An 11,898-nucleotide genomic window follows, 5' to 3' on the forward strand; every position below is an offset into this window, starting at 1 on the left:
GACCGTCCCATCTCGATCCGGCGACCGCGCGCACGGTCCTTTCGGTGATGCCGCGGAAGGAGTCTGTGACGAGATGATCTGCGCCGCAATCCGCTTCGGTGTGTGCCGTTCGGTATCGGAGTGGGGGTGGCGGCTCGGACCGGGCCTCTCCGCGGACGGGGGTGTGTTAGTGTTCGGCTATTCGACAATGACAATCGTTTTCGAAGACTGAGCTGTCGGCGACGTCGAAGTGGGATGTCGATCGTGGCAGCAGGTCGTGTCGTCCCACTGAACACGTGGGGCGGCAGCGTCTTGTGGGTGACGGACAGGAGCCGATGGGAATGGGTGGCACGGGGGCATCGCTCCAGGTGGACGAGGCAAGGCAAGTTCCGGCGCCGGCGGCGGCCGAGGCCGGGACGACGCCCGGCGGCGCCCTGTTCCGAGTGACCGAACCGGTCCGTGGACGGTTGGGGGTGGCAGCGGCGATCGCTGCGCTGGGCGGCGCGGCGGGGGTGGCCGGCTTCGTCGGATTGGCACTGGCGCTCAGGGAGCTGCTGGACGCCGGCACCGATACCGGTTCCGTCGTGGCTTTGCTGGTGCTCGCCGCGGGCGGATTCATCACTCGATTCGCCATGCGCGCATGGTCTTTCCAGCTCTCGCACCTGGCGTCCTTCGATCTCGAACAACGCCTGCGCAGTGATCTCGCCGCGCATCTGGGCCGGGTTCCGCTGGGTGAGGCGCAGCGGCTGGGTTCGGGTGCGGTCAAGAAGGTCGTCCAGGACGACGTCCGTGGATTGCACATGACGGTGGCCGACGCTGTTCCGCTGGCCGGTTTCACCGTGGCCCAGCCGATCGCGGCGCTCATCGCGCTGGGCTTCGTGGATTGGCGGTTGTTGCTGGCGGTCGCCCTGTTCCTCCCGGTGGTGTTCGTCGGGATGCAGCTGACATTGCGCGACTACGCCGAAACCCGCCGCCGCTACGACGAGGCCAATGAGGCCATCAACGCGGCGACGGTGGAATTCGTTCAGGGCATGCCGGTGGTGCGGACCTTCGATGACGGCACCGTCTCGTTCCGCCGCTTCGTCGATCGGGTCCGCCGGTTCACCGCGGCGACGACCGCATGGCAGAACAACAATCGTAGCGCGATGATCTTCGCGAATCTGACGGTCGCACCGCTGCCCACCATCGTGATCGTGACCACCGTCGGTATCTGGCTGACATCGAACGGTTCGATGTCGCCGGCACAACTGGTGGCGGCGATCCTGATCGGCACGCTACCGGTGGAATCGGTTGTCCCACTGATGAATCTGTCCAATCTGATCAACGACTCCAAGGCCGGAGCCGCCCGGATCGCGGAACTGCTCGACATCGAACCGCTGCCCGAGCCCGAGGAACCGCTGTCGCCGGCCGACGGATCGATCGAGTTCCGGTCCGTCCGCTTCGGATACGGCGGCGCGGATCGGCTCGCGCTGGACGGCGTGGATCTGACCGTTCCCAGCGGTACCGTGTGTGCGCTGGTCGGGCCGTCGGGATCGGGGAAATCGACAGTCGCACGGTTGATTCCACGGTTCTGGGACGTGGATGCGGGAGAAGTGCGCGTCGGCGGCGTGGACGTCCGCCGGATCGCTTCCGAGGATCTGCTCGGGCACATGGCGATGGTCTTCCAGGATCCGTTCCTGCTGTCCGACACGGTGGCGGAGAACATTCGCCTGGCCCGTCCCTCGGCCACCGACGCCGAGGTGGAGGCCGCGGCGCGTGCCGCACAGGCCCACGATTTCATCGTCTCGGAACTGCCCCAGGGCTACGAGACCCCGGTGGGTGAGCGGGGCGCGCGATTGTCCGGTGGTCAGCGGCAGCGGATCACCATCGCCCGGGCACTGCTCGCCGATACGCCGATCGTGATCCTCGACGAGGCGACCTCGTTCGCGGACCCGGAGAACGAGGCCGCGATCCAGGACGCGATCGCCGAGCTCACCCGCGGTCGCACCGTGCTCGTGGTCGCGCATCGCCTGTCCACGATCGTCGACGCGGATCGCATCGTGGTGCTCGAATCCGGCCGGGTGTCCGAATCCGGTACGCACACCGAACTACTCGCGCACGGCGGCCGCTACGCCCAGCTCTGGGAGCACCACCAGCGTGCTCGCGGCTGGGGCCTGGGCCGCGGCCGGAACAAGGAGGCCACGAACCGATGACGAGAATCCTGCGGCTCATGCTGCTCGCCGCCGGGGACTACCGGGACGAATTCCGCCGCACCCTGTGGTGCGCACTGCTCGGTTCGATCATGCAGGCGGCGGCGTATGCCACCCTGATCCCGATCCTGTACGAGCTGAGCCGGCCGGAGGTGAACACCACCGCCGTGTGGATCTGGTTCGCCGTCCTGGTGGCCTGCTGGGTGATTCAGGCGGCGTTCCACTACGGTCAGCTCCGGTTCGAGTTCGGCAGGTGGGCCGATGTGCTTGCCGCCACCCGCTTGCGGCTCGGCGACACCCTGCGGACCATGCCGCAGGCGGACCTCGAGCGCCGGGCCGCGGGGGATCTCACCACGGTGATGGGCGGCAATGTCGCGAACGCGACGATGGGTTCGTCCGGAATGGCGTTGCTGTTCATCCAGATGGTGACGGTCCCGGCGATCATCGGGGTGATCATCATCGCTGTCGACTGGCGGCTGGGTCTGGTACTCGCGGCATCGCTTCCGTTCGCGGTGCTGTTCGTCCGGCGCATCCAGCAGATCACCGGAGCGGGTGCGCGCCGGACCGACGCGGCCGATGCCGCCGCGGCGAGCCGGATCGTGGAATATGTGCAGGGCTTGCCGGTGTTGCGCGCCACCGGGCAGATCGGCGGTTCGTCGCGGCGCCTGGTCGAGACTCTCGAAGAGCAGAATGCGGCCATGTCGGGTATGCAGAAGCGGCTGACCTGGCCGGGTCTGCTGGCGTCCAGCGTCGTCCAATTGTGCCTGGTCGCGATGGTCGCCGTCGGGGCGGGCCTGGTGCTCGACATGCGCCTGTCGGCGGCGTTGCTGATCGCTGTGGTCGCCGCCGCGGTGCGGTTCGCCGAGCCGCTGTCGACCATGGCCAATCTCTCGTCGATCTTCGAGATCACCGACTCGGCGCTGGAACGGGTCGGTGCGGTGCTGGACGCCCCGGCGCTCCCCGTGGCCGAGCCGGAGGCTCGAATCGCTCGCTACGACGTCGAATTCGAGGATGTGCACTTCGCGTATTCCGATGGCGCACCGGTCCTGCGGGGGGTGTCGTTCGCCGCGCCCGCGCGATCGCTGACGGCGTTGGTCGGTCCGTCGGGCTCGGGTAAGACGACGGTGACCAGGTTGCTGACCCGCTACGCGGACCCCGGTGCCGGCAGTGTCCGCATCGGTGGCCTGGATCTTCGCGACCTCGACCCCGTGGAGATCTATCGCAATATCGCGGTGGTCTTCCAGGATGTGTACCTGTTCGACGACACGATCCGGGCGAACATCGCGATGGCCGCCCCCGACGCCGGTCAGCAAGACATCGAGGCCGCGGCCAGGGCGGCCAATGTCCACACCTTCGTCGAGCGGCTTCCGCACGGGTACGACACCAGGGTCGGTGAGATCGGTGGCGCCTTGTCCGGCGGTGAGCGCCAGCGTATTTCGATAGCGCGGGCGATCTTGAAGAACGCGCCGATCGTCCTGTTGGACGAGCCGACGGCCGCGCTGGACACCGAGAGCGAAGTCGCCGTGCAGGAGGCCATCGACGCGCTGGTCGCCCAGAAGACGGTCATCGTGATCGCGCATCGGCTCTCCACCGTGGCGGCGGCGGACCAGATCCTGGTTCTGGCGGATGGTGAGGTCGCCGAGCGCGGCACCCACGACGAGTTGCTGGCGCGGCCGGGGCGCTACAGCGCGATGTGGGAGGCGCAGACGCGGGCGCGCCACTGGCGGGTCACCGCGACCGTCTAGCCGCGGCCGGGCGCGAATGTGCCTGCCGCACAAGACAGATCATCGTCCTCGGCGCCGGATCTCCGGCACCGAGGACGACGCGCACGTGTCGTCCGGGGGCGCCCCGGTCACCCCCTCGCCGAGTCCGTGCCCCGGGCGGTGCGCCGCGCCGGGATCAGATACGGGGCGATACAGGCCAGTTTTTCGCAGGTTTCCTCGTGTTCGCGCTCCGGTGTCGAGCCGGAGACGACGCCCGCTCCGGCGTGCAACCAACTGCGGCCGCCGCGTTGATAGGCGGCACGCAGAACCAGTGCGGCATCCAGGGATCCGGTGCTGTCGGCGCGCAGGACGGCACCGCTGTAGAGGCCGCGCGGGGTGGGTTCCATATCGCCGATCGCCGCGCAGGCAGGCGCTTTCGGGATACCCGATGCGGTGATCGCCGGAAAGACGGCGGCGAGTGCGTCCCAGCAGGTCCGCTCCTCGGGCAGCAGGGTTTCGACGCGCGAGGCCAGATGCTGGACGCTGCCGCGTTCCTTGACGGTGAGGAATTCGCTGACCCGGGTGGCGTTTCCGATGCTGTCGAGTTCGTCGCAGGCCAGCCGTACCGAGGTGGCGTGTTCGTAGATCTCCTTGGGATCGGTGAGCAGATCGTCGCGCAGGGCCCGGTCCCGGTCGGCGTCACCGGTGCGGGCACGGGTGCCGGCCAGTGGCTGGGTGGTGGCGAGGCCGGTGCCGTCGGCCTCCAGAACCGTCTCCGGGCTGACGCCGGTGGCCTGCCAGCCGCCGAGATCCAGCAGGAAGGAGCGGGCCGGGGTATTCATTCTGCGGACCGCCGCATAGGTGGCCGGCATATCCACCGCGAAGGGGAGCTCCACCCGGCGGGACATGATCACCTTGTGGAAATCGCCATGCCGAATCCGGTTCAGCGCATCCTGTACACGCAGCAGATAAGCGGTGTCGACCGCGTCCACCGGAACCGGCGTGGGGGCTGATCGGAGCGCATCGGGATCGATCGGGGCGAGTTCGAATGGGCCGCGGCTGCGCGTGCGCACGGTGGTCTCGGTGATCTCGACTTCCACACCGGGCACCATGAAATGGGCGAGGACCTCTTGCGCGGCAACGGTATCCGGGCGGATGAGTTCGAAACACGCCCAGCCGTAGGCCCGCCACCCCGGCATCGGCGCCCGTTCGAGCGCGGCATGGATCTGCGGCCACGGATTGTCGTTCCAGGACTCGGAATGGTGGCCGCCGAGGGTGGTGTGCAGCCGGTCGGGACCGACGGTCACGGTGCCGATGGGATTTCCGGCGATGTACCAGCGGCCCGGCTGTTCGTAGACGACGTATTCGGTGAGCTGCCCGGATGCCGCGATCGAGGCCGCCAGCGTCAGCGGGTCGGTGTCGTGTTGGTGCACGGTGTGTACGTAGTCGTCGGTGTCCGGTGCGGTGGGTCGGGTCATGGTGCTCCGTATCTGCGGGTTCGGGCGACACCGGTCGCGAACGACCGGCATCGCGTTGTCGCTGCGGGTGCCGCGAACCGGTCCGTTCGTCCGATACCGGTCAGGGACGAGGGAGGGGGCTTCGGTCGATGGGGCTGTCCGCGTCGCGTCGTGTTGGGATCACGGCCGTACCGGCAGACGGCGCAGTCCGCGCAGTCCCATGCCGGAGCGCCAGCGCAAGTCGGCCGGGTGCGCGTCGAGGCGCAGTCGCGGCCATCGCGCGATGAGAGTGGTGAGTGCGAACCTGACCTCCGTGCGGGCGAGGGCGGCACCCAGACAGTTGTGGATGCCGCCGCTGAATCCCAGGTGCGGCCGCGGCTCGCGATGGATGTCGAAGCGGTGTGGATCCCGCACGTGGGCGGGATCCCGGTTGGCGGCAGCGGGAAAGACCAGAACCCGATCGCCGGTCTCGATGCGCTTGTCTCCCAGCGTGAACGGCGCCACCGCGTGACGCATCGTCGCCGACTCCACCGGCCCCCAGTAGCGCATGGTCTCCTCCACGGCGGCGGCGGCCAGCTCCGGTTCGGCGCGCAGTGCTGCCCACTGCGGCGGATCGGTGAGCAGCGAGAGGGTGGCACTGGCGATCAGGCTGGCCGAGGTTTCGAAGCCCGCGGCCACGAGCAGGCCGATCATGGCCCCCAGCTCGCCATCGGAGAGCGCTTCTCGATCGGATTCCGGATGTGCCAGCCTGCTGACCAGATCGTCGCCGGGGTCTTGTCGTTTGAGGAGGACGAGGTCGCGGGTATAACCGTCGAGCCGGTCGCGCAGGAGGGGATCGGGGCCCGACAGCGGGGTGGACACCGTCGCGGCCCGGACCGCGAGGTCGTGCAGTCCGGCGTGCCATGCCGCGGGAAAGCCGAGAATCTCGCCCAGGACGGTCAACGACAGTGGATACGCGTATGCGTGCAGCAGATCCACGGTGCCGTCGCCGTCGCGGGCTGCCTGCTCCGCGTGGTCCAGGAGCCGTTCGGCGTGCCGGAGCATCACCGGATGCATGGCGGTGACGGATCTGGAGGTGAACGCCCGCTGCGCGGCCCGCCGCAGCCGGGTGTGCTCCGGCGGGTCGGATATCAGCATGGTGTTCGGTGGGCCGGGAATGCGGGCCGCGGCCCGGGCCGCGCGTTGTGCGGGGGACAGCAGCGCGCGCGGATCATTGGCCAGTCGCTTCTCACGCAATGCCGTGTCGGCCGCGGTGTATCCGGTGATCATCCAGAAACCCCGCCCCGGTTGCTGCGGGAGCTCGACGAAGGTGACCGGCGATTGTGCGCGTAGCCGGTCGTAGACGGTGTGCGCGTGTTCGTGGAAATCCTCGGCCAGCAGGTCGATCACGATCGGGCGGGACTTGCCGGGCCTCATCGGCGTTCTGTCCGGACCGGTGTGGCCTCGATCAGTGAATACGACGTGGGCAGGACGGTCGGATGGACGGCGGTGACCGCGAATCCGGCACGCAGGCAGAGCGTTTCGTACTCGGCGCGGGTGCGCTCCTGGCCGCCCATGTTGACGAGCATGCTGATGTCGGTGAGATAGGGGGCCGGATCCGCGGTGTCGACCACGTCGGGCAGCACGGATTCCACGATCAGCAGGCGCCCGTCGGCGGGCATCGCCGCGCGGCACCGTTCGAGGATGGTGAGGCACCGCGCGTCGTCCCAGTCGTGCAGGATGTTCTTGAGTACGTAACCGTCTCCGCCCTCGGGAACCGCGGCGAAGAAGTCACCGGCCTCGATGCGGCAGCGGTCCACGACACCCGCGGTGGTGAGAGTCGCCGCGGCCTCGGCGACCCCGCTCGGCGAGTCGAAGACCACGCCGCGCACCGTGGGGGCGCCCCGCAAGATCTGCGACATCAGGGTGCCGTCGCCGCCGCCGATGTCGATGACGGTGTGGTGCCGGGTGAAGTCGTAGCTCACCGGAATCAGTTGTGCGATGGGCAGACTGACCTGTCGCATCGTCGCGTTGAACCGCTGCGACAGTTCGGGCCTGGTGGCGAGGAAGCCGAAGAAGTCGGTGCCGTACTGGCTCTCGAAGGTCGGCTGACCGGTGCGCACCGCCTCCTCGGTCAGTTTCCAGGAATCCAGCAGAGCCGGATCGGTGAACAGCAGCACGGCCGCCGCCTGGGAGTCCGGCCGATCCGTTCGCAGCGCGAGGCCCGCCTCTGCCAGCCGGAACGTGCCGGGACGCGTTTCGGCGACGATCTGCAACGCGGCCAGCGCCCGGAGCAGCCGGGACAGTGCGCCGGGATGGGTGCCGGTGAGTTCGGCCAGTTCGAGATAGCCGAGTTCGTCATCACCCAGGTGATCGGCGAGCCCCAGGCGGGCGGCGGTGCCGACAACCTGGGAGCAGATCGTGCCGAACATCATGTTCATGAGTCGCTGATGGGCTGCCATGCCTACTTCCCGTTGGTCACCAAAGCTGTTTGCCGCCTGCGTGTTTCGTGTCACCGAACCGAAGAGGTCCGCTTGACCGAATCCGTCGGCACGTCGTAGATTCTAGCATTAGTGAAAATGATTATCGTTTTACAGTTGGGAATGGGATGCAGGAACGGCCTCGTTTGCTACCAGCACGCTCGACCGCGCGGGAGGGCTGGGCCGGCGGTATCGGTGGTCTGCGTCAGGACGTCAGCGAGCTGACCGGGGTGCCGGCCGATGAGCTGGCCGATGACACGGATCTGCTCGGTCTGGGCATCGACTCGGTGACCATGATGCGGATATCCGGGCTGATGCGCCGGGCGGGCAAGCGGGTGGAGTACCGGGACCTCGTCCAGACCCCGACGCTCGCGGCGTGGTGGAAACTGCTGCACGACCGCGATTCCGGCTCCGCGGCCGCCGAATCCGGAACCCGGGAACCGGTCGCAGTCGACCTCTCGGAGCCGTTCGGTCTGGCGGTGATGCAGCACGCGTTCTGGATCGGGCGGACGCGCACCCAGCAGCTGGGCGATGTCGCCGCGCACTTCTACAGCGAGTTCGACCACGAGGGCGGTCTGGAACCGGACCGGCTCGAGACCGCGATGCGCGCCCTGATCGCGCGACATCCGATGCTGCGGGTGCGAATCGACGCCGCGGGCATGCAGCGGGTGACCGAGCACGGATCCTGGTCCGGACTGGTCGTCCACGATCTGCGGAAATTGCCCGAACCGGAACGACTTCGGCGGCTGGCGCGGGTACAGGACACCAACTCGCATCGGCGGATGGATGTCGAAGCGGGCGAGGTCATCGACCTCCAGCTCTCCTTACTGCCCGGCGGACGGACCCGGGTGCACCTGGACCTGGACATGATCGCGGGGGATGCGCTGAGCCTGCGCACTCTTCTCGCCGATCTGACCGCGCTGTACGAGCATGGTCCCGATGCGCTGCCCGCGCTGGAATACAGCTACGGCCGGTACCTCGCCGAGCGTGGCCGTGCCCGGGCGGCCGCTGGGGAGCGCGCGCGGCTGTGGTGGCAGTCGCAACTGCCCGAATTGCCTGGGGCGCCGGAACTTCCACTGCGGACCGCCGAAGGGGCGGCCCGGGTCGATCGGCGCCGGCACTGGCTGTCCCCGGAGCGTGCCGCACTGCTGCATGCCCGGGCACACCGGGCCGGACTGACCACCGCCAGCGCGCTCGCCACGGTTTTCGCGGAGACCATCGGCGCCTGGAGCAGCGGCGACCGGTTCCTGCTGAACATGCCGGCCTTCGACCGGGAGCCCTTACACGACGACGTCGACCGCCTGGTCGGAGACTTCTCCAGCTCGGTCCTGCTCGATGTCGATCTGTCCAGCCCGATGTCGGTCGTCGACCGCGGACGGGTGCTCACCGGCCGCCTGCGCGAGGTACTCGGATACGCCGCGTACAGCGGTGTGGAGGTGCTGCGCGACCTCGGCCGGGTACGCGGCGGGGAACAGGTCCTCGCGCCGGTGGTGTACACCAGTGCGCTGAGCCTGGGCGAGTTGTACGCGCCGGAGGTACGGCGGTGCCTGGGTGTCCCCACCTGGACGATTTCCCAAGGGCCGCAGGTCTGGCTGGACGCGCAGGTGACCGAGTTCGACGGCGGCATCCTGCTCAACTGGGACGCCCGGGTGTCACTGTTTCCGTCCGGACTGCTGGACACCATGTTCGACGCCTATGTGCGGTTCGTCGAGCTGCTGCTGGACGACGCCGGCGCGTGGGAGCGCGCGGCGCCCTGGCCGGTGACCGGCGCCCGGTGCGGCGAGATCTCTCCGCCGCCCGCCGTCCCGCTGCACCAGCGGTTCTTCGCACGCGCCGGGGCCGATCCGGAACGCGCCGCGTTGCTCGCCGACGGCGCGGTGATCTCCTACGGTGAGCTTTCGGAGCGGGCTCGATGCCTGGCGGCAGTGTTGCGGGACAAGGGAATCGGCCGCGGTGACAGCGTCGCCATCACGTTGCCCAAGGGCGTCGACCAGATCGTCGCGGTGCTCGGTGTGCTCGCCGCCGGCGCCACCTACGTGCCCGCCGGCATCGATCTCCCCGCCGCGCGCCGCGAACGGATCTATCGCATGGCGGGTGCCCGGCTGGTCGTCACCGACCGGGACACCGTCACCGCCGCGTCGTGGCCCGACGATGTCGAACCGGTTTTCCCGGAGCAGGCCCGCGCCGTCGACCCGTTGGCACGCTGTGTCGAGGTCGATCCGGAGGACGTGATGTATGTCATCTTCACCTCGGGCTCCACCGGTACTCCCAAAGGGGTCGAGGTCGCGCACCGCGCGGTCGCGGCCACCGTCGACTCCGTCAACGGCCACTTCGGCATCGGGGCCGACGATCGCACGATCGCGTTGTCCGCGTTGGACTTCGACCTGTCGGCATACGACCTGTTCGCCTTTCTGGCCTTCGGAGGATCGGTGGTCGTGGTCGAGCAGGCGCAGCGTCGTGATGCCGCGGCGTGGGCGGAATCGATCCGACGGTGGGAGGTCACGGTCGTCAGTGCGGTACCGGCGCTGCTGGACATGCTGCTGGTCGCGGCGTCGGATTCCGGGCTGGGCACCGCACTGCGAGTGGTCATGCTCGGTGGTGACCGGGTCACCGTCGATCTGCCGGATCGGTTGCGCCGCAGCGTTCCCGGCTGCCGGTTCGCCGGCCTCGGGGGGATGACCGAGGCCGCCATCCACGCCACCGTCTGCGAGGTCGGTACCGTCGATCCCGATTGGTCGTGCGTGCCGTACGGGGTTCCGCTCCCGCACGCCGCCTGCCGGGTGGTGGACACGCACGGTCGGGACTGCCCGGATTGGGCGCCCGGCGAATTGTGGGTCACGGGAACCGGATTGGCGCACGGTTACCGCGGTGATCCGCAGCGCACCGCCGAGAAATTCGTCGAGTACGACGGTCGCCGCTGGTACCGGACCGGCGACCTGGTGCACCACCGATCCGACGGCACCCTCGAATTCCTCGGCCGCACCGATCATCAAGTCAAGATCCGCGGGCACCGGATCGAATTGGGTGAGGTGGAGGCGGTGCTCGCCGCCCACCCCCGCGTCGCCGCCGCGGCGGCCGTCGTGCTCGAACACCCCGGCAGATCCCTCGCGGCGGTCGTGGTCGGCGCGGGCGGCGAGATCGACGACCTCACCGACGACGCACTGCGGGTCTGGGCCGGTGCGCGGCTGCCGTCGTACATGGTTCCCCGCCGGTTCGTCCGCAGTGCCGAACTCCCGATCACCCGCAACGGCAAGATCGACCGCGACGCGGTACACGCCATCCTCGCTGCCGCCGTCGGCAGTCGCGGCGAAGACGAATCCGCCACTCCCGCCCTCGGTGTGGAACGCATCGTGGCCGATGCCTGGGCGACGGTTCTCGGCGTCGACGACGTCCGGCGCGACGACGACTTCTTCGCCCTCGGCGGCGACAGTCTGCTGGCGACTCGCCTGATCCGGCGGCTGCTCGGCGACGGTGTGGTGGGCGCCGACCTGGCGCATCTGTTCGCCGCACCCACGTTCGCGGCCTTTGCCTCGACCCTGTCCGCGGGCGCGCCGACGGGCCTGCCGGAGATCGTCCCCGATCCCGGACATCGGCACGAGCCGTTCCCGCTGACCGATATCCAGGTGGCGTACTGGCTGGGCCGATCCGCCGACTTCGATCTGGGCGGTATCGGGGCGCAGTTGTACATCGAATACGACTGGCCCGGAGTGGATCCGGCGCGACTGGAGACCGCCTGGAATCAGGTTGTCGACCGGCATCCGATGCTGCGCGCGGTGATCGCCGCGGATGGCACGCAGCGGATCCTCGACGACCCGCCGCCGTATCGGATTCCGGTGCTCGATGGGCCCGTCACGGCGGTACGTGACGAGATGTCCGACCACCTGCTCGATGCCGGCACCTGGCCGCTGTTCGATATCCGGGTCGTACGTGACGGCGCGGACGTCCGGGTCTGTGCCGCCTTCGACACGCTGATCGCCGATGGCCTCAGCGTCGTCGTGCTGCTGTCGGAGTGGACGCGCTGGTACGCAGATCCCGGGCTCGAACTGGCGCCATTGGCCGTCGAGTTTCGTGATTACGTGGTGAGTTGTGCGCCGTCGGTGGGGGAGGTGCG

At 68.8% G+C, this 11,898-nt stretch carries 6 protein-coding genes; 3 read left to right on the plus strand and 3 right to left on the minus strand.

Going from position 1 to position 11,898, the window contains the following annotated elements; translation table 11 throughout:
• Positions 1-320 precede the first annotated feature (320 nt).
• Together AB0L57_RS26295 and AB0L57_RS26300 are read left to right on the plus strand one after the other, a co-directional pair.
• The gene (locus AB0L57_RS26295) at positions 321-2,171 is read left to right on the plus strand and encodes an ABC transporter ATP-binding protein (protein WP_364967338.1); all 1,851 of its coding nucleotides are present in this window, start codon (positions 321-323) and stop codon (positions 2,169-2,171) included.
• Positions 2,168-3,913, plus strand: a complete 1,746-nt coding sequence (locus tag AB0L57_RS26300) for an ABC transporter ATP-binding protein (protein WP_364967340.1) — start codon at positions 2,168-2,170, stop codon at positions 3,911-3,913. Before AB0L57_RS26295 ends, AB0L57_RS26300 begins: the two co-directional genes overlap by 4 nt.
• A 107-nt stretch (positions 3,914-4,020) precedes the next feature.
• Here the strand turns inward: AB0L57_RS26300 and AB0L57_RS26305 are convergent, their stop codons facing one another.
• The 3 genes from AB0L57_RS26305 to AB0L57_RS26315 all read right to left on the minus strand — a co-directional run bounded on the left by AB0L57_RS26305 (position 4,021) and on the right by AB0L57_RS26315 (position 7,769).
• Positions 4,021-5,349 (minus strand): salicylate synthase, encoded by a 1,329-nt coding sequence (locus AB0L57_RS26305; RefSeq protein ID WP_364967343.1) that lies wholly within the window; start codon positions 5,347-5,349, stop codon positions 4,021-4,023.
• A gap of 159 nt (positions 5,350-5,508) precedes the next feature.
• Positions 5,509-6,744 (minus strand): cytochrome P450, encoded by a 1,236-nt coding sequence (locus tag AB0L57_RS26310; RefSeq protein WP_364967346.1) that lies wholly within the window; start codon positions 6,742-6,744, stop codon positions 5,509-5,511.
• A complete protein-coding gene (locus AB0L57_RS26315) occupies positions 6,741-7,769 on the minus strand; it encodes a methyltransferase (protein WP_364967348.1) in 1,029 nt (342 codons plus the stop codon). The genes AB0L57_RS26310 and AB0L57_RS26315 overlap by 4 nt, the downstream gene beginning before the upstream one ends.
• A 146-nt stretch (positions 7,770-7,915) precedes the next feature.
• Here AB0L57_RS26315 and AB0L57_RS26320 point away from each other — a divergent pair.
• Positions 7,916-11,898, plus strand: a 3,983-nt coding sequence (locus AB0L57_RS26320) for an amino acid adenylation domain-containing protein (RefSeq protein ID WP_364967351.1), incomplete at its 3' end; no start/stop codon positions are given.

Origin of the sequence: Nocardia sp. NPDC052254 (genome assembly GCF_040679495.1) — a bacterium.
In the GTDB taxonomy this organism is placed as follows: Bacteria; Actinomycetota; Actinomycetes; order Mycobacteriales; family Mycobacteriaceae; genus Nocardia.